The 18,799-nt window shown below is 50.2% G+C and carries 20 protein-coding genes; 14 read left to right on the top strand and 6 right to left on the bottom strand.

Annotated elements, in window-relative coordinates; translation table 11 throughout:
* Positions 1-101 precede the first annotated feature (101 nt).
* Complete coding sequence (locus RB297_RS08885) at positions 102-1,079, bottom strand: YpdA family putative bacillithiol disulfide reductase (RefSeq protein ID WP_096774459.1); 978 nt, start codon at positions 1,077-1,079, stop codon at positions 102-104.
* Between the two features lie 218 nt (positions 1,080-1,297).
* On the opposite strand from RB297_RS08885, the gene RB297_RS08880 reads away from it, so the two are divergent.
* Positions 1,298-1,603 carry a DUF2087 domain-containing protein gene (locus tag RB297_RS08880; RefSeq protein WP_375120282.1) on the top strand — a complete coding sequence of 102 codons (306 nt, stop codon included), beginning with the start codon at positions 1,298-1,300 and terminating at the stop codon, positions 1,601-1,603.
* Positions 1,604-1,690: 87 nt separating this feature from the next.
* Here the strand turns inward: RB297_RS08880 and RB297_RS08875 are convergent, their stop codons facing one another.
* The 5 genes from RB297_RS08875 to RB297_RS08855 form a co-directional block, all read right to left on the bottom strand.
* Complete coding sequence (locus RB297_RS08875) at positions 1,691-2,317, bottom strand: FMN-dependent NADH-azoreductase (protein WP_375120281.1); 627 nt, start codon at positions 2,315-2,317, stop codon at positions 1,691-1,693.
* 78 nt (positions 2,318-2,395) lie between these two features.
* Positions 2,396-3,244, bottom strand: a complete 849-nt coding sequence (locus tag RB297_RS08870) for a DUF4097 family beta strand repeat-containing protein (protein ID WP_375120280.1) — start codon at positions 3,242-3,244, stop codon at positions 2,396-2,398.
* On the bottom strand, positions 3,241-3,801 hold the full coding sequence (locus tag RB297_RS08865; protein ID WP_096774456.1) for a DUF1700 domain-containing protein: 561 nt from the start codon (positions 3,799-3,801) through the stop codon (positions 3,241-3,243). Before RB297_RS08865 ends, RB297_RS08870 begins: the two co-directional genes overlap by 4 nt.
* Complete coding sequence (locus tag RB297_RS08860) at positions 3,794-4,123, bottom strand: PadR family transcriptional regulator (protein WP_009590638.1); 330 nt, start codon at positions 4,121-4,123, stop codon at positions 3,794-3,796. The genes RB297_RS08865 and RB297_RS08860 overlap by 8 nt, the downstream gene beginning before the upstream one ends.
* 437 nt (positions 4,124-4,560) lie before the next feature.
* Entirely contained in the window at positions 4,561-4,800 is a 240-nt protein-coding gene (locus tag RB297_RS08855) for a hypothetical protein (RefSeq protein WP_006211206.1), read from the bottom strand.
* 364 nt (positions 4,801-5,164) lie between these two features.
* On the opposite strand from RB297_RS08855, the gene RB297_RS08850 reads away from it, so the two are divergent.
* From RB297_RS08850 to RB297_RS08790, 13 genes are all read left to right on the top strand, one after another.
* Entirely contained in the window at positions 5,165-5,476 is a 312-nt protein-coding gene (locus RB297_RS08850; RefSeq protein ID WP_009590697.1) for a hypothetical protein, read from the top strand.
* A gap of 89 nt (positions 5,477-5,565) precedes the next feature.
* Positions 5,566-9,549 (top strand): type VII secretion protein EssC, encoded by a 3,984-nt coding sequence (gene essC / locus RB297_RS08845; protein ID WP_375120279.1) that lies wholly within the window; start codon positions 5,566-5,568, stop codon positions 9,547-9,549.
* A gap of 16 nt (positions 9,550-9,565) precedes the next feature.
* A complete protein-coding gene (locus RB297_RS08840) occupies positions 9,566-10,372 on the top strand; it encodes a hypothetical protein (protein ID WP_375120278.1) in 807 nt (268 codons plus the stop codon).
* Positions 10,373-10,399: 27 nt separating this feature from the next.
* Complete coding sequence (locus tag RB297_RS08835) at positions 10,400-10,912, top strand: WXG100 family type VII secretion target (RefSeq protein WP_015736242.1); 513 nt, start codon at positions 10,400-10,402, stop codon at positions 10,910-10,912.
* 157 nt (positions 10,913-11,069) lie between these two features.
* On the top strand, positions 11,070-11,345 hold the full coding sequence (locus RB297_RS08830) for a WXG100 family type VII secretion target (protein ID WP_006211202.1): 276 nt from the start codon (positions 11,070-11,072) through the stop codon (positions 11,343-11,345).
* 189 nt (positions 11,346-11,534) lie between these two features.
* Complete coding sequence (locus RB297_RS08825; protein WP_375120277.1) at positions 11,535-13,610, top strand: protein kinase family protein; 2,076 nt, start codon at positions 11,535-11,537, stop codon at positions 13,608-13,610.
* Between the two features lie 42 nt (positions 13,611-13,652).
* Complete coding sequence (locus RB297_RS08820) at positions 13,653-14,405, top strand: vWA domain-containing protein (protein ID WP_036661656.1); 753 nt, start codon at positions 13,653-13,655, stop codon at positions 14,403-14,405.
* 11 nt (positions 14,406-14,416) lie between these two features.
* Positions 14,417-15,259: a hypothetical protein gene (locus RB297_RS08815; RefSeq protein WP_375120276.1), complete on the top strand. Its 843-nt coding sequence runs from the start codon at positions 14,417-14,419 to the stop codon at positions 15,257-15,259.
* A gap of 196 nt (positions 15,260-15,455) precedes the next feature.
* The gene (locus RB297_RS08810; protein WP_009590704.1) at positions 15,456-15,839 is read left to right on the top strand and encodes a GntR family transcriptional regulator; all 384 of its coding nucleotides are present in this window, start codon (positions 15,456-15,458) and stop codon (positions 15,837-15,839) included.
* The gene (locus RB297_RS08805) at positions 15,836-16,756 is read left to right on the top strand and encodes an ABC transporter ATP-binding protein (RefSeq protein ID WP_375120275.1); all 921 of its coding nucleotides are present in this window, start codon (positions 15,836-15,838) and stop codon (positions 16,754-16,756) included. The genes RB297_RS08810 and RB297_RS08805 overlap by 4 nt, the downstream gene beginning before the upstream one ends.
* On the top strand, positions 16,728-17,321 hold the full coding sequence (locus RB297_RS08800) for an ABC-2 transporter permease (RefSeq protein WP_192571322.1): 594 nt from the start codon (positions 16,728-16,730) through the stop codon (positions 17,319-17,321). The genes RB297_RS08805 and RB297_RS08800 overlap by 29 nt, the downstream gene beginning before the upstream one ends.
* Positions 17,322-17,434: 113 nt before the next feature.
* A complete protein-coding gene (locus tag RB297_RS08795; protein WP_213579157.1) occupies positions 17,435-18,232 on the top strand; it encodes an SDR family oxidoreductase in 798 nt (265 codons plus the stop codon).
* A gap of 121 nt (positions 18,233-18,353) precedes the next feature.
* Positions 18,354-18,734 carry a DnaJ family domain-containing protein gene (locus tag RB297_RS08790; protein ID WP_009590658.1) on the top strand — a complete coding sequence of 127 codons (381 nt, stop codon included), beginning with the start codon at positions 18,354-18,356 and terminating at the stop codon, positions 18,732-18,734.
* The last annotated feature ends 65 nt before the right edge of the window (positions 18,735-18,799 follow it).

Below are 18,799 nucleotides of genomic sequence, written 5' to 3'. Positions count from 1 at the left end.
AGAAAGTATGAATTACCGGTGAGCAAGCCTTTCTGATATCGCAATAAACATCAATTGCACGCGGGTTGTCTTCCCGGAATGTACGCTTTGGAAGACGTTGGTTACACCTTTGTGCCCAGATGCTCCGCGATCAATCGGCCGTGCAGCCTGCCGGTTTCAATGAACACCTCATTGGCATTGCGGCCGGACGCAATTACGCCGGCGACGTACAGTCCCGGAACATTGGTCTCCATCGTATCCGGATTATAGAGAGGTTTCTCCATATCTTCGTCGAGCTGAACGCCGGAAGAGGCGAGCAGTTTGCGATCAGGACGGAACCCGGTCAATGCCAATACAAAGTCGTTTTCGATGATCGATTCCTGTCCCTGATTCGAAAGCACCGTAATGGAGGACTCCGCGATTTGAACGACGCGTGAGTTCAGATGAAGCTGGATATGCCCTTTTTGAACCATGCTGTCGAACAGGGGCCGAACCCAAGGTTTGATGTTCTGCGAGACTTCCTCGCCCCGATAGACCATCGTAACCTCGGCACCGACACGGATTAGCTCCATGGCCGCATCCACCGCGGAATTGCTGCCGCCGATGATCGCCGTTTTCATGCCGGCATAAGGATGGGCTTCCCGGAAATAATGGGTTACTTTCTCCAAGTCTTCACCAGGAATGCCAATATAATTCGGATGATCAAAATAACCCGTAGCAATGACTACGTGTTTGGCTTGTCGAAGGGCCTCTTCACCGCCGCGTCGCCGCGTCTTTACTTGAAAGCCGCCGTCAGGCTGCTTGGCAATGGTGAGGGCTTCTTCGTATGGGGAAATATTCAGGTTAAAATGTTTGGCGACCCGGCGATAATAGGCCAGCGCCTCGTGCCGGTACGGTTTGTCATTCGATATGGCGAACGGAACTTCTCCGATTTCAAGCATTTCAGCCGTGCTGAAAAACTGCATATGGGTCGGATAGAGATAAATGGAATGGACTACGTTGTGTTTATCAATGATCTCGCAGCTGAGGCCCTGGCGGCCGCACTCAATGGCAGCTGCTAGACCGCATGGGCCTGCGCCGATAATTAAGACGTCGAGCATGATGAACCTCCTTATGTATTAACCTTACGCTATCTATCAGCATTATAATCCTACAGCAATTATCGCGATAAATCCAGAATGCAGGCGATCGCACTCCCGTCCGAGCGGGTCTGATGCAGAAAGAGATTGACAAACAATTGTAATTTAATTAATATCTAATTAGATAAACATTAAATTAGAAATTCGTTAAATTGTTTGTCGAAAAGGAGGAGTCCAGCATGGAACAGACTGCCCGAGAAGCCTACAAAGCATCCGTTCTTCGCAGTTTTATTGCTAAGGACGGATCCTTGCGGTCCATCCCGGCACAGTATAAAAAGAAGCTTGTCATCATGGAATTTTTGGTGGAGCAGTTGGAGGCGGGGAGGGAATATCCGGAAAAGGACATCAATGCGTTTATCAAGCGCTTTCACGAGGATTATGCGACGATTCGGCGAGAATTTATCAATCATCGATTTATGAGCCGGGATCAGGAAATCTATATTCTTAACCCGCCCGAGGAATGGACGCAGTGGGATGCGCTCTAAACGAAAGCAAAAAAGCTGCCTTCACTGATTGGGTCAGTGAAGGCAGCTTTTGCGAAGTGCTATATGAATGAATACGTATAAGTTCAATTAAAATCCGGCAGCGGCCTTTTTAACAAGCTCAAGACCGTTCCGAACGATCATTTCCGCTTCGTCAGGGAACTGGTTGTGACCTTCGATGATGAGGGTTTCGATATCCTGCACGCCCCATTGACGAAGATTGCCCATAACGAAGTTGACAGCCATCTCTGCTGCAGCCATAGGACCTTCGGAATAGTTGCCGCCGCGTGCATTCAGGATGACGACTTTTTTGCCGGTCACGAGACCTACCACGCCTTGCGGTGTATATTTAAACGTTTTGCCTGCTTGGTTCAGGTAATCGATATAGGTATGAAGAACGGCAGGGACGGTCATGTTCCACAATGGGAAAGCCAGCACGATTTTGTCTGCGGCAAGGAATTGGTCAAGATATTTGCTGACATTGGCAGCAGCCGCTTGCTCTTCAGGAGTAGCTTCCAAACCCTTGGCAGCTTTGAACATACCGCTGATGGCTGTTCCGTCGTAATATGGAAGATTCTCTGCGAACAGATCAAGCTCCGTGATTTGATCTTCCGGATGGCTTGCTTTGAAGGATTCCAGAAACTCATGGTACATTTTTACGCTGACCGATTGCTCGATCGCTCTGTTGTTAGCTTTGATGAATAGTACATTCGACATGTATGAAGACTCTCCTTGTTGTATAGTTTACTTTATAAATTATAGTATATTTCATTTCTATCGTTTGTCAATAATGCCTCAGTGTATGATATCGATATTACCGGAGTAGGTTTCCACTTGGATGGTATCGGTTGTTTCCTTCAATGACTCCGGCGCCGATATCGATCCGGTGAGCGACTTAAGGTCATAGAAACCGCGGAATGAAGGGTCAGGCTGCACTTTCACGTTGCCTGATCTGCACAGGATATTCACCGACGAAACGCCGAGCAATCCTACGTTTACATTGCCGGAAGTGACCTCGATGTCCACGGGGCCTTCCATATCTTTCAATTCGACGTCTCCTGAATGATTGACGAGTTGAGCGGAGGCCTGAATGTCGGAGCCGCGAATACTGCCCGAAATGTTCTCTACGTTCAACTGGTCAGCTACGATTCCGTTCATATTGATATTGCCTGACTTTACGGAAATGGCAATCGACTTGGACGAAGCTCCGCTTACCTGGATGTTATCGGATAACGTTGATAAATCGAGCTCCTCGAGTTTCGTGCTTGAAGGAAGGACAATGGTTATTTTCCCTTTCGGCGAATGAAAGTCCACGCTCATAAACTGAAACGAATCAGCCGTAGTCAGATCCAAATCGATTTCTTGACCTGCAGGCTTAAAAGCTTCAAGGATATCGACATGCTCCGGCTTTAATTTGCCGTCAAAAGCGATATACCCGTTATCATCGCCGCTGTCCTCAAAAGCGAAACTGACATTCATATTGCTGGTGATTGTTAATTTCTTCAAATTCACGGCATCCTGCAGATCCCATCGGTTCTGGTAGCTGACCAGTTCTTCCCCGAATTTAAACTTGTTCGCAGCCATGCCGATGATTCCTACCAATATAAGTGCGATTGCTAAGCTGAACAACCATTTTCTGTTCACTGTGCGTCACGACCCTTCAACAAACGTGTATTCCATCTGGAGTACCTCAAGGTTAACGATAACAATCCAACCATGGCCGAGCGTGTGGCATATCCGAGGAAGATGCCGATTCCGATCAAGGAGATCGATAAGAATAATTTAGCCGGATAAAACGTTCCATTCAGGATGTAATCGAGCAGAACGAGCACCGGGCTCAGCAAGGTTGCCAGGGCTCCCAGAGCGATGGCGACGCCACCGGACCATAATGCCGCAAGGAACGGGACGGTCACTAATGCACAGAAGAACAAACCGGTTCCCACCGCATATTTGCCTATGGCAAACGGTCTTCTGACCGCCGAGGGAGCAGGCATTTCCATATCCACGTACCGGTCGCCTAAAGCTTCCTTCGCCATCTCAAAAGGGTCTCCCAACTCCCGGGCAATCTCCTCTTCGGAACGCCCATTCTGCATGCCGATGACAAAATGGGACTCTACATCCTGAATGAATTCCCGGCGTTCCCCCGGAGGAAGCGCGGCAAGGCGAGATTCCAAAATCGAAATAAACTGTTTTTTAGTCATACAAATTCCCTTCCTCTATCAAATTGGTCACGTTGCTTACAAATGCTTGCCATTCCTTCACCATAGATCGCATATAAATCACTCCGCTGTCCGTCAGCTTATAATATTTACGGGGGGGTCCCTCGCTCGATTCCTGGAGGTAGGTGGTGCAGTAGCCTTCATTAACAAGCCTGCGAAGGAGAGGGTACAGGGCGCCTTCGGCTACCTCGATATGCCGGGAGACGGCTTGAGCCAGCTCGTAGCCATATTGGTCCTTGCGATGGATCAGCACAAGCACGCAGAGTTCAAGAACGCCTTTTTTGAATTGAATACTGACATTCATACGGCGATACCTCCTTTCGTAAGTTCATGTTCATGCTGTTATCACGAGGTAGTAATTAATATTCAGTAGTGATCTACAATAAGATATCACTTAGTACTGAATAATGCAAGGTACTGATCATAAAATGGGTTAGCATCAAAAAACGTCGAACCGTGAGAAGCTTTGTATAAGGGCGGAAGTCTCGTTTAATCTTGAAAAGGCACGGTTAATAGAAGTTATCAGAACATAGGGTCGTTTTTCCAAGACAAGAATGGAGGGATGAACAGTATGTCCATCGATCGGTTTATATTAAAAAAGCTGAGTAATTGCCAGGAGATCACAACGCGGAGAAATCTCGTTAAATTGTTCCAGATCCGAATTCAGCGGGCGCAGATAGCAGAGGATCGTTATTACGGGTTATAATGGAGACAAACAAAAAAAGGGCTACCCCTCTTTTATTAAAAGAGAGATAGCGCAAGAGAGTCGTTTTCGCTTTTGCTGTGTAGAATTGCCTCGGATCCCTCGATTTCAATGCTGATGAGGGAGTTGAGGCATTTTTGCAGCGCCTTTTTGCCGGTTTGGATTTTATGGTCAAGCGCGCTGGTTAGCAGTTTCAATACCTTTTGAACCGGCTGCTTGCTATCCGTAGTAAAATAAACGGGAACCGGCTTGTTTTGGAACATGATCAGTGTTTTCATATCAATCACCTCACGAAAGTTTTTTCATGATATTTGCATTATAAATTGCCAATCTTAAAATAACCTTAAATTCATAGAATTAATCAGCATCATTTTTATGAGCGTGACATTTTTGTGAACGACGGGATTTTACCGTCGAAAAACCCGGATTTCCCCTATAATGAATACACAAATAGTTCCTCGGAACCAACAAATCCGCATCGAAAATAGGAAATAGGAAATATGACACAAATTGACAGAACAGACCCTGGAATGATATAGTTACAATAATGTAACTATTTTTTGCAACTATTGAAATAGGTGATTGGGCTTTCAATATGGAATAAACATAGGATTACCATTTTGAGGAAGGCAGGTTGACCAGATGATACTCACCGTGATCAGCGGTCGAAACGAAGATGATTGGTTTGATATCGACGTACCCGATGAATGCTCCATTGAACGGTTGAACGAGCTGCTGGGATTACGTCTTTTTCGCGAACCCTCGAGTGAAGGGATTCAATATATATTAGAAGCGAAATTCCCGGAAGGCTTGTGGTTTACGGTAGGCGGCCACTCTAACCTGGTTGAAGCGGGATTGAGGGAAGGCTCCTACGTTCGGTTGCAGCGCGCATTCTCTACAACCACCGATGAAGCTCCTGTCTATGGCAGAAGATCGTTGTTTCAAGAGAGTTGAAAATGGGTAAGTAACCCATTGGTTTTAACTGAAACAGCCAAATACATAATTGTACATTTCAGATGCTTTGGATTAGGAGGAAGTGACATATGAACGTGTTGTACCAACGTTCGCCGCGCATTAGACCGGCTTTACCGAATGAAGACTTGGAAATTCTGAGACCCCCGTCCGAGCCAAGCAAGCCGTCGTTTTCCATGATTGCCATCATCATTCCGATTATTATGACGGCGGTGACGATCGGTTTCTATGTCTATATGAACGTGAGCGGTAAGATGGGGAATTCAAATTTCATGATGTTTCAGATGATTTCCATCTTTATGATGCTGACATCCTACACGCTGCCGTTCTTCATGTATTTAAGCAACAAGAAGACCTATCAGAAGAACCTGGCCGAACGCAATCAGAAGTACCGGGCTCAGCTTGATATGCATCGGGAAGAACTGAAGGAGCGGCAGGAAGATCAAGTCCATATTCTGTTTGACATCCATGGGGATCCGGACGTCTGTTACAACGTTGTGAAGAACCGGAGCAGCAGTTTATGGGAACGTTCCCCGGAAGATAAGGATTTTCTGGAGATTTGCGTGGGCAAGGGGGAAGTTCCGTTTCACATTAACGTGAAGCCTCCCCGTGCGGACGGGTATGATAAGGACCCGTTAATCGAAGCGGCCGAATTGCTGTCATCCGAGTTCCAGACGGTCGACGATGCCTCGATTGCACTGCCGTTATTCGAATCCAAGGTCATCGGGATCGTCGGCGGAAGAGAACGCGTATTAAACATGCTTCGCGTCATGATGGCCCAAACCGCCGTCAGGCACTCGCCTGACGAAGTGAAAATCGCCGCCTTCTACGAGGAGAGGGAAGCAAGCGAATGGCAGTGGCTGCGCTGGCTGCCCCATACCTGGGATGATGACCGTTCCAGCCGCTATCTTGCAGATCGACGGAGCAATGCGCATCAGCTTGCTGATGAAATATTTACCCATTTATACCGGCGTAAAAACAATCGCACCGAACATGGAAAAAAATCGATTGAGACGCCGGCTTACGTTGTGATCCTATCCGCAGCCCAATTGATTGAGGAAGAACCTCTGCTGCCTCTGTTGATGGAAGATGCCGATGCGGCTGACGCCGTCACCATCATTCTATCCGACCGGAAAGAAAGCTTGCCGATGCACTGCCAGCTTATCGTCGAAGTCGATCGGGAGCAGGCGGCGTACACGATCAAGAAACCGGACGGCACCGTTTCCAAGCAATCCTTCCAATCCCATCACATCAGCAGGGAACAGATCGAAGCATTGGCCCGGTATATGGCGCCGATTCGGCTGAAGCGGTCTTCTGCATCCGATATTCCTAGCGTTTTGGCACTATTCGAGATGATGGATATTCAGAAAATCGACGATTTGGATGTATACAAACGCTGGCAGCAGAACCGATATCCGGATTCATTGCCCGTTCCCATGGGTGTGCGAGCGGGCGGAAAGAAGATTAATTTGAATCTTCATGATAAAATAGAGCGTCAAGGTCATGGACCGCATGGCCTGATCGCGGGAACGACCGGTTCCGGGAAAAGCGAGGTTATCCAATCCATCGTTGCTTCCCTGGCATCGGAGTTTCACCCTCATGATCTGGCATTCATGCTAATCGACTATAAGGGCGGCGGCATGTCCAATACGTTTGTGAACCTTCCGCACGTCGTGGGCACCATAACGAATTTGGACAACAATCTGATCGAGCGGGCGAAGGTGTCGCTCAAAGCCGAGTTGGTCCGCCGCCAGAAAATATTGAACGATGCGGGAAACCTGCAGCACATTGACGAGTATTACAAGCTGCTGCGCAATCGCCATGGCGAGCCGCTCCCGCATCTCGTCATTATCATTGATGAATTTGCACAGCTGAAGAAAGACCAGCCTGAATTTATGGATGAACTGATCAGCATCGCCGCAATCGGGCGAACGCTGGGTGTCCATCTGATCTTGGCAACGCAGAAGCCGGCCGGCGTCGTGGACGATAAAATTTGGAGTAATTCTCGCTTCCGCATCTGTCTTCGGGTACAAAGCGAGGGCGACAGCCGCGACATGCTGAAGATTCCGAATGCAGCCTGGATCAACAAGCCCGGACGAGGCTACTTCCAGGTGGGCAGCGATGAAGTGTTTGAAGAAATGCAGTTTGCTTGGAGCGGCGCTCCTTACGTTGAAGAGAAGGATACGCCAGGCGCCGTCTCGATCCGAGAGGTCCGGATCAACGGGAAGACGGAACCGCTGCTTGCGTCGACTCCATCCCTGGGAGCGCATCTGGAAGTGCCCAAACAGCTGCAGGTGTTTATTGACCATGTAGCGGAAGTGGCCGAAGCGCAAGGGATCGAACGGCTGCAGGGGCCTTGGCTTCCGCCGCTTCCGGAGAGCCTGGATTTGGAGACAGTACAATCCGGCATTGAACAGCTTGCTGCGTTCGGCGATTCGGCACTCGTGTCCTATGTCGGAATGGTTGACGATTTGCCAAACCAATGCCAGAAGCCGCTGGTGCTCAATCTGGAGCAAGGCCACTGGGCCGTATACGGGATGCCAGGACTCGGAAAGACGACCTTTATTCAAACGATGCTCATGTCGTTGGCAAGTCGATATACCCCGGACTTTTGGCATGGATATATCGTGGATATGGGCCGAATGATGCGGGACTTTGCAGGACTGCCGCATGTCGGGGGAGTCATGACGGCAGAGGAAGATGACCGGATCAAGCGCCTGTTCCGTTTTCTTGCGAAAACGGCCGCAGTACGCAAAGACATGATCGCCGAGGCCGGCGTGAAGACCGTTGCATCCTACCGCCGTGGCAGCACGGAGACGGTTCCGCAGCTGGTCGTGGTTATCGACGGTTATCTGAACTTTAGGAATTCCTATCCGGACGAGAATGATATGCTGGAATACCTGCTGCGGGAAGGCGGCAGTCTGGGCATCACGTTTATCATCACGGCGAACCGGATTTCGGATATGTTCGAGAAGGTGCGGAGCAATATCTCGCAAGCGGTATCGTACGAGCTTGCCGATCCGGCCGACTATTATTACGCGGTGGGTCGTCCGACAAGAGCCCCAAGCCAGCTTCCGCCAGGAAGAGGGCTGGTCAAAGGCCAGGTGCCTCCGCTTGAATTCCAGACGGCACTTCCGGCTTCCGGCCAGGAGGAGGGGGACCGTTCGGCAGCCCTTCGCGACAGGATTCGGGTACACCATGAATCATGGCATGGCGAGGAAGCCCCGCGGATCGAATCGCTGCCGGACAAGATTCCGCTCCATCAGCTGCTTAAGGTGCAAAAGCCTTATGAAGCGGCCGCAACGGTGAAGTATCAGGTGCCCGTCGGGGTGGCTACGGATGATTTGACTCCTTTTGCGATCAATCTGGAGGATGGGCCGCATTTTATCGTGGCCAGTCCGATGGAAGGCGGTAAGACGTCATTCCTTCTTAGCTGGATGCTATCGCTCGCATATCATACTTCTCCGGATGAGCTGGAGATCTATACGGTGGATACGCGCTATGGAAGCAGCGGCCTGAGCCGGATGAACCATCTCCCGCATGTCCGCGGCCACGCGGAGAATGAGGAGGATCTGGGGCCGCTCATTACGAGCCTTTATGAGCGGGTTCAGAACCGGTCGAAGGAGAGCGAGGACCCGGCCATCCTGCTTATGATCGATGACGCCGACGTTCTCAGCAAGCAGCTTTCGGATTTCACCTTGAAGGACCAGCTGTCGGCCATCGTCAGACAGGGAAGGGACCGCAGGGTTCATGTCGTCATTGCCGGCGTGCCGGCGGATTTCCCGACGTATGGCGTCGACTGGTTTACCGATATCAAAGCTGCTCAAAACGGATTTTTATTCGGGACCTTGGATTCCAACGATTTATCGTTCTTCCGGATTCCTTTTTCCGAATCTTCTAATAGTCCTGGAGGACTAAAAATACTTCCGCCGGGACAAGGGTACTACGTAAAACGTAAATTTTCCAGAATAAAAGGCGCAGTTCCGTTCGATGAGGAATGGAACGCCCAAAGATGGGTCACAGAAATTCGCGACCGATGGCATGTTGTAGTTTGAGGGGAGGTGGCTCATAATGTTGACAATTCATGCTTCCAAACAAGAAACGATCACGCTGAATGACAAGGAATTTTTCTTCTTGGCTGGAATTATCGGATCGGACCGATTACTTGGTGTTGAAGATCCTTTTGTAGGATATTTAACGGAAGAAATCGCGGTTGAGTGGGAGAAAACCAAACAATCGCTCCTAAGCAAGCAATATTTGATTCAAGAGGAAGGCGGGGAATTGTCGATTCCACCCGAAGTCTTCTCACGAGTGGCTATTGCCGGTCTTGCGGAACGTGCGTGCTGGTTGAAATATGAAAATCAGGATTCGGCGTTTGAAGGATATTTGCATGTTACTGACGAACGGGTAATACAAGTATGCAGAAGCGATGAAGACCACCGGTGTTACATGCTTAGCGAACTCGGTACCATCGAACAAACCTGCGATCAACTGGTGCAGGATCTGGCCCTCAGCGACCAAAACTGGGGAGATATTCCGGCACTGTTGCTTAGCCGGAAGGAATTCGGCGATATCTATACCTCGGTTACCGAGCATAATTGCGACGATATCGGCGATCGTTTGGCCAGATTGACGGACGATGCGGAAGGTTCAATCGCTTTGGCGAAATGCATGAAGAACAAGGTATCTTCGGGGGAACTCCAGCTGTCGATTTGGAACGGAATCAGCTGGGAAAGTCAAAATGCAGCATTTATAGTGAACGAGTCCATGAATTGGCTGCTGCGTATGAGCCTGGAGGGAGACCAGGACTGGCTAACCGCAGCGCCAGCGACCAAAGAGCAGTTTCGTCATATGTTACTCATGTGGCTGAAACAGTAACAGAGCCTGTATGAAAGGTGAGGACCAATGCGTATTTCTGTCGAGCCGGAGTCTCTCCGGACGTTAAGCCGTCAGCTGCAGCATAGTGGCGATGAATATTTAGCGATAACGAGAACGCTCAACCAAGCCATGGAATCCCTTGTTTGGGAGACGTCTCTCAAAGCGGCGGTTATTGATGAATGGCAGTCTGCCCGGAGTCTTGGAGAGCATCTGGGAGCTCTTCTTGCTCAGCTGGGCAAGCATCTTCAAAGCAAAGCCGATCAATTTCAAGAAACGGATCATCAATACCATACGATTTTGGAGCATGCTATCGTAAGCACCGTATCACCGACGGCTCTGTTCGCCGCTTCCGGGATGGATGGGCGCTCGTCCATACTTCCGGAATATGGTAACTCCGGCACGGTTATATCGAACCCGAGTTCGGCAGCCGCAGCCGTGGGCATGACCAGCGGAGACAACGGGGGAGCGGCTAAACAGGCCGCATTAGCCGGGCAGAGCTGGACCTTTACCGATCCGTCTTCGTTTGGGATTGCCAACTAAATCCCTATTCCATTTGGGAAATTCGGGATGGAAAATGTTTCAAATTGGGACGTATAGGGTAACTCGAAATTAGGTCTGAGGACATTTTGATAAACCGAGTCTTCTGGGCTAAGATGTCAAGTGTCACCAGAAAACGAATTTCAAGGAGGTTACATAAATGGCAGGACGTATTTTAATTACGCCAGAACAAGTGGAGCAAGTAGCGAACCAATTTAAACAGAGCGGTGATCAAAGTCAGCAAATCGTTAACAGCCTGACGCAATCGATCAACGGAATGGAAGGTCAATGGGATGGTATGACGAAGCAGCGCTTCTTCCAGGAATTCCAGGAAGCAAGCCGCTTGATGAACTCCTTCGTACAAACGCTTGACAGCATCAGCAATGAGCTGAAGGCGATCGCTCAGAAATTCCGTATGGCTGACGAATCCCGTTAATATCATTCGGAGACTTTTGCTTTCTGATGCATTATAATAGTTTAATAGGCAAAATAAACCGGGTGGTAGGCAACCCGGTTTTCTTGCAATTTTGGATATTTAGAATGTAGTTAATCGTGAATCAATCGCGGTTCAATCGGTTAATAGAGTTATATAGCAAGGTAATGGAGTTAAGAGAGGGTGAAGTTCATGACATTTCAGCCAAACCCGGGCGATGGGATCGTTGTTAATGGAACGGCTTATACGGTAGGACAGCATCCGGCGGCACCTGGCGTAGCTTATGCCCAGGCTGGGAGGCAAGGGATCGTCTACCAGCTGATCCCCGTGAATGGGGAGCTGCATGAAGCCAAAGCACTTAAAGTGTTTTTTCCTAAGTTCAGAATTCCGGCTATGGTTTATCAATCCGAGCATATGGGGAATTATCGCGAGATACCGGGTTTGCAGGTAAGCAGTCGAGAGGTGCTCACTCCCGAAAGAAACGGAGATTTGATAGCGGAATATCCGGATTTGCTCTACGCGGTCATCATGCCATGGATTCATGGATGTACTTGGTTTGACGTTATAAGCGATCAGCGTAATCTGGGACGTTCCGAAAGCCTGATGCTGGCCAAGGCTTTGGCAGCCATCGGCTCAAGCATGGAGCAGCGTGGATTGGCGCATTGCGATCTGTCTGCGCCCAATGTCATGCTTCCGTTTTTTTCGGAAGTGAAGCTGCCGGAAGGCGCTGCCGCCGTGGAGCTTGTCGATGTGGAGCAGATGTACAGTCCAAAAATGGACCGTCCCGACGTTTTGCTCGCCGGCTCGCCGGGATATGCGGCGCATCGAACGGTGCACAGCGGTTTATGGAGTGCGTATGCCGATCGTTTTGCAGGGGCCGTCATCATTGCCGAGATGCTGGGGTGGAGCGATCCGGCTATCGTGAATCGGGCATGGGGCGAAAGCTATTTTGATCAGCATGAAATGCAGACCCCGTGCGAACGTTATTTTTTGCTTAAAAAATCGCTGGGTCAGCGTTGGGGCACTCGGATCTCGGATCTGTTCGGCAGAGCTTGGGACAGTCAGGATTTGAGCAGCTGCCCTACCTTTGGCGAGTGGCTCATCGCTTTATCCTCGGTAAGTGAGGAAGAAGTGGTGGAAGAAGCTCCGGCAGCCGCCGCCACTGCCGCTGCGGCTGCCCAGGAGGACGATTCGGATGAATCCGGATCTGAATGTTCCCGGGAGGTGCCTGCTGACATCATGGCATCGCTTGGAATCGAGCCGGGCACGCGAGAGGTTAACGACAATGTAGTAGGACGCTTGTTTCATCAGGCGCGCGATTTGGAAAAGGCAGGCAATCTTTCCGGAGCATTGGAGATATTCCGTTCGGCGTATCACTTCGTAAAGAAGGACAGTCCGCTTGAAGTGGAGCTTGCGGCCGCCATACAGGGGCTGGAGGAACAACTGCGTCCCGCTGAAGAATCATCCAACAAAGGCATTAAAGCTTTGTTGTCATCCCGCAAATTCATGCTTTCTACCGCTGCGGCCATCGTGATCTTAGCGGGCTCCGCGATTACGGTGAATCAGATATTGGCTGAGAAGGCCGAGAGCCGCCAGATGGATGCCCAGCGTTTAGCGGAGCAGCAGGCCCAGGAGAAAGAAAAGGCTGCGCGCAAGCAGGAGGAAGAAGCGCGGAAGCAGCAGGAGGAGGCTGCAAAGAAGGAAGCGGAGGCCAAAAAAGCCGAAGAGGAACGCCTGAAGGCGGAAGAGGCGAAGAAGGCCGAGGAAGCCGAGTTGGCGCGCAAGGAGCAGGAGAAATCCGAGCTTCAGGCAAAGTATGAGAAGCAGGCGAAGTATGAAGCTTATCTGGCATCGCTTGAGGAGAAAAAGAAAAAGCAGGCGCTGCAGGAGAAATATGATAATCAGGCAAAATACGAGGCGTATTTAGCCCAGCTGGAAGAGAAGAAGAAAAGGCAGGCTCAGGAAGAGGCAGCGGCCAAGGCGGAGGCGGAACGACAGGCTCGAGCGCGGGCCGCTCAGCAAGCGCAAGCCGCCCAGCTTCAGAAGCAGCGGTCCCAAAACGTTGTCGAACTAGTTGCCTTGTATAACAAGGCGTATAATGCGCAGGTGGCCGGCAACAAGGACCGCGCGAAGAATGCCGCCCGTGAATTCATAGCGCTATATAACAAGGACAAATCCTATTACAAAACGGTTGGCAAAATGAGCAGCCGCCTTAACAATCTGCAGCAATTCATCAGTGACGACAGCCACTGGATACCTAAACTGTAAAGAAGTAAACATGACAAATTGCAGGGGTGAATGTTATTCACGATGAACTATACCATTCAAGCATCGCAGCGCACGCCAGCGCTCATTATATATCTGATTGATATCAGCGCGTCCATGAATATGCTGATGGAGGATCGAAGAAGGATTGATGTTGTTTACGAAGCATTATCCTTAGCCATTCGGCAAATGGTGTTTCGTTCCACCAAGGGGAACCGGCTGACGCCGAGGTACCGGATCGCCATCCTTGCATACAGCGACGACGTATATGATTTGTTAAACGGGATCAAGGGCATTGACGAAATTGCGGCGATCGGCTCGCTTCCGGATTTGACGCCGAAGCGTTTCTCCGATTCGGCCAAAGCGTTTCTTCAGGCCGAGAAAATTCTGCAATCGGAGATTCCCAACATGCAGGATTGCCCTGCGCCGCTCGTATGCCATATGACGGATGGCGTGGCCACGGGAGAGGACCCGGAACCGATTGCCCGCCGTATCATGAATATGAGCGTTCCGGACGGAAACGTACTGGTGGAGAATATTTTCATCTCCGACCATCTGATGAACCAGCCGATCTCCGAACCACGCCGCTGGAAGGGGATATTGGCTGATACGCAGCTTGAGGATGAACATGCGCGCAAACTCAAGATGATGTCTTCCGTTCTTCCCGAAAGCTATCGAGAAATGCTGGTTGAGGCGGATTATCAGCTGAGTCCGGGGGCCTTGATGATGCTTCCGGGCACATGCTCCGAGCTGGTGTCCATCGGGTTCCAGATGTCAGCCGCCACGCCGGTAAGGTAAGAGGTCACAGCATGAAGCGATCATACGCTAGAAGCATGGAAACGTTGGGGATTCGCAAGCGGAAGGCTCAAGCAGCGTCGTTTTATTACGAAAGCAAGCAGACCGGGGAAGAGCCGCTTACGAAGATTAGGGATTTGTTCACATGTCGCTATGCGTATGGCAGAGCGGCAGAATCCGTCTTGCTCTCCGAGACGGGCCAGGATTTCATTGCATTGAAAATGGATGAAGAGGTCTGCCATTTTGTATTGTGTGACGGCGTCGGCTTGAGTTACCGAGGCGATGTGGCTTCGCGCCTGCTCGGTCAGGGCTTGATGAACTGGCTGGATACGGTTGAAGAGCCCACGTCCTCATCGCTGGAGCGCAAGCTGAAGGAACTAACGCTTGAAGCAGATCGGGAAATTCGGACGCATTCGCTGAGCTCCGAAACCCCCAAGCTGCTGCGTGAAGTGCTGGAGGAGAAGCAGCGCAAGGGAAGCGAAGCCATGTACATATGCGGACGCATCGAGCGGTCATCGGGTTTTCGTCGAAAAGGCAGGCTGTGGCTTGCCTGGCAGGGAGACTCCAGGGTACGATTATGGCGTCAGCAGGACGAGATTAGTTCGATATTCGGAGACCGCTTCCGAACGGCCGAACGCTGGTCTTCCCGCACCGGACCGATCGGAGGCAGTCCTCACGTGTTTACGTGCAAGCTGGAACCCGAGACCAGTTATCGCCTTCAATTATACAGCGACGGGCTTACGGATCTGGACCCGATGAAGGAGCCGATTCCCGATGAGCAAGTGCAAGTATTAATGAATGCCCGCCATACAGGCGGCCTGGAAGATGATGCTTCCTTTCTGGAGATCGTATGGTAATACAGAAATGACCGATTATCTCGCGAGCCGGACCCATGAGGTCCGGCTTTTTTTATTTGGATTCGAAGATAAACGGAATTGACGAGGCATTATTAAATGTGTATATTGTATATATACAATGAATACTTTATATACACATCATCAACATACAAAATCCTAATATCAGGCACTAAAAAGGCGGTGAAAAATTATTGCGATGATTCAGATTATTCTATCCCATTCCAGCGGCGAGCCGATTTACTTGCAAATTGAAAGACAGATCCGGCAGAGCATCATGCGCGGAGAGATGAAGCCGGGCGAACCGCTTCCTTCCATCCGGCAGCTAGCCAAGGACTTGGGAATCAGCGTTATTACGACGAAGAGGGCATACAGCGAGCTGGAAGCCGTGGGCTTGATCGAGTCGATGGTAGGCAGAGGCTCCTTCGTATCGGGAGGCAATCAGGATATGATTCGGGAGCAGCGCCTGCGCCTGATCGAGGATAAAATCAGGGACATTCTCGAGGAATGCCGAAGCATTCCTATAGAGGCCGAGGAATTGATCGAGATGATCCATACAATAAACAAGGAGGAATCCGAATGAAGCATGTAGACGGAATACAGGATCAGGATCAACCTGCAATGCAAATCAACCATCTGAGCAAGAAATATCCAACGTTTGCGCTGAACGACATTTCCCTTCTTATCCCTAAGGGATACATTACCGGATTGATCGGCCCCAACGGAGCCGGCAAGAGCACGCTTATCCGCTCCATCATGGGGATGATTGTCCCGGATTCAGGCCAGATCGTCGTGAATGGCCGGCGGCTTCGCTCGGACGATGCAAGTTATAAGGAAGAGATCGGTTTTGTTTCGGACGAGAATATTTTTTATGAGTATTTAACGCTGAATCAAATTATCCGGATGACGTCCCCTTTTTATAAACGCTGGAACAGCACCAGAATGGATCAGCTCATGCGGATGTTCGAGCTTCCCGGCAGAAAGAAACTAAAGGATTGCTCGAAAGGCATGAAAATGAAGTTTTCCATTGCGATGGCCATGGCCCATGATCCGCGAATATTGATTTTGGATGAGCCGACAGCGGGTCTTGACCCGCTATTTCGCAGAGAGCTGCTGCAATTGCTGAGCGATTTTATACAGGATGAGACCCGGACGATCCTATTCTCGACGCATAATACGGATGATCTGGATCGAATCGCGGATTACATCACCTTTATTCATCGGGGACGCATCGTTTTCAGTAACGGAAAGGATGAAATTATCGACAAATATGTCATTGTCAAAGGCAGCAGCGACCTGCTGGACGCGGATGTCCGCAAGCAGTTTACCGGCCTCAAGGAAACGCCGTACGGGTTCGAGGCTCTCTCGGCAAACCGGGAATCCGCGCACAAGCTGTTCGGAGACAGCGTGTTATACGAGCGGCCTGCCCTGGAGGATATTATGTATTACACTTCGAAAGGAGACGCTGTTCATGAGTCATATCGTTCCCCTCATTCATAAGGATTGGATGGTCATCCGTAAATATGCTTGGCTCTTTGCGATCTGGCTGGCGTTGTTTTCGTTTGGCAATGCCGTCGGCATCCTAGGTTATATGGTGGCCGGGATGATGATCATCGTCATATCGAATACCGATTTGCACCCTTTCCATAAATATTCCATGAGCTTGCCGATACCGCGCCGGGAGATTGTGTTGAGCAAGTATGTCTCTTCCCTCTTGTTTATGTTGATCGGGTTATTGGCGGGTTTCCTGGTCCAAATCGCTTATATCTGGTTAGGCGGGGATGGAGAAGGCGCTGTTCTTTATCAAAATATTGTGTCCGGCATTTCCTTGATCCTGTTTATAGCCGTGTACTATCCTCTCTATTATTGGCTGGGACCCAAGGGCGGACAAACGCTGAAGCTGGTGCTGGTAGCGGTGTTGTTCGCGATTACGATGGCTATCAACACGCTGTGGTCGGATGGCCTGCAAACGGATTATCTATGGTATGGACTCGGCATATCCTGCCTGGTGGTTTTCGCTTCATATCAGCTCTCAGCCTATATCTTTTCGCGAACGGACGTGTAAGTCCAACCGGATCTTGCAAAAAATTAGAAATCATGATTATAAAACAACTCCTTTTGGGTAATCTTGTGACAGATGAACGCATAACGGATAACGACAAAAGGAGCGTGTTGGACATGAATGAAGGACACGGACGTTTTCATGGGAGAACGGCGATCATTACCGGTGCCGGATCGGGCATCGGGAAGGCGGCTGCCATTCAGCTGGCAAAGGAAGGCGCGAATGTGGCCTTATTCGATCTGTTGGATGACCGGACCCATCAAGCGGAATCGGAGATCAACTCCATCCGCGAAGGGGCGGCCAGAGCATTCGACGTGGATACAACAGATCCCGACCGGGTGGAAAAGGCAGTCCTTGAAACGGTGGAGATATTTGGCGGCGTCGATATTGTATTTGCCAATGCAGGGATCAACGGCGTCATGACGCCGATCGATGAAATGAAGCTGGAGGAATGGTCCAAGACGCTGAACGTAAATTTGAACGGGACGTTTCTGACGGTCAAATATGCAATTCCCCATCTCAAGAAGAGGGGACAGGGCAGCATCATCATAACGAGCTCCGTCAATGGCACTCGAACCTTCTCCAACTTTGGCATGAGCGCTTACAGCACTACCAAAGCGGGACAGGTCGCTTTTGCGAAGATGGCTGCGCTGGAGCTGGCTCAATTCAAGATCAGAGTCAATGTGATTTGTCCCGGCGCGATATCCACCAACATCGACCAAAGCACGAAGAAGCAAGGGGATTTGGAGGAAATCGTGATACCGGTTGAATATCCGGAAGGAAGTCAGCCGCTGGCAGACGGACCGGGGACGCCGGAAGAGGTCGCCGATCTGGTGGCGTTTCTCGCTTCCGACCAGTCGAGGCATATTACAGGGGCGCAGATCTTCATAGATGGAGCGGAATCGCTGTTGTAATGTCGAAATGTTGTAAGGGATCGGATGTACCTGCGTGTGATCCCCTACATTTAGAACTTGGAATATCCCGCGAGCTGATTTATGATGAGAGGACGAAGGAACAGGAGGAGACTGGACTTACATGAGCATCTTTTCCAGATTGGCTGAGCAGAAGATCGAGGAAGCGATCCGCAACGGAGAATTCGATAACCTGCCTCTTGCCGGCAAAAAACTCCCGATCGACGATCTTTCGCACATCCCGGAAGATTTGAGGATGTCCTACCGCATCATGAAAAACGCGGGTTACGTTCCTGAAGAAGTCACGCTTCGGAAGGAATGCGTCCAGCTCTATGATTTGCTCGGCGCTACCCGAAACGAGGGCGAGCAGGAGCAGCTCAAACGCAAGCTGAACGAAAAGCATCTTAGGCTGCAGTTGCTGCTGGAACAGCGGGGGCTAAGCGGTAACAGCGCGTTTACGCAGTATGAGTCCAAGGTCAGGGAACGATTGACCGGTAAGGAATAACATAACAGCGCCAGTCTTTCTTCTCGCCTCGAGAATGAAAGGGCTGGCGCTGATTGTTTTTCGCT

It is taken from the genome of Paenibacillus sp. CR_12 (assembly GCF_041953985.1).
GTDB classification, from domain to species: domain Bacteria; phylum Bacillota; class Bacilli; order Paenibacillales; family Paenibacillaceae; genus Paenibacillus_AQ; species Paenibacillus_AQ lautus_A.
This window is presented reverse-complemented; position numbering and strand designations above follow the sequence as displayed.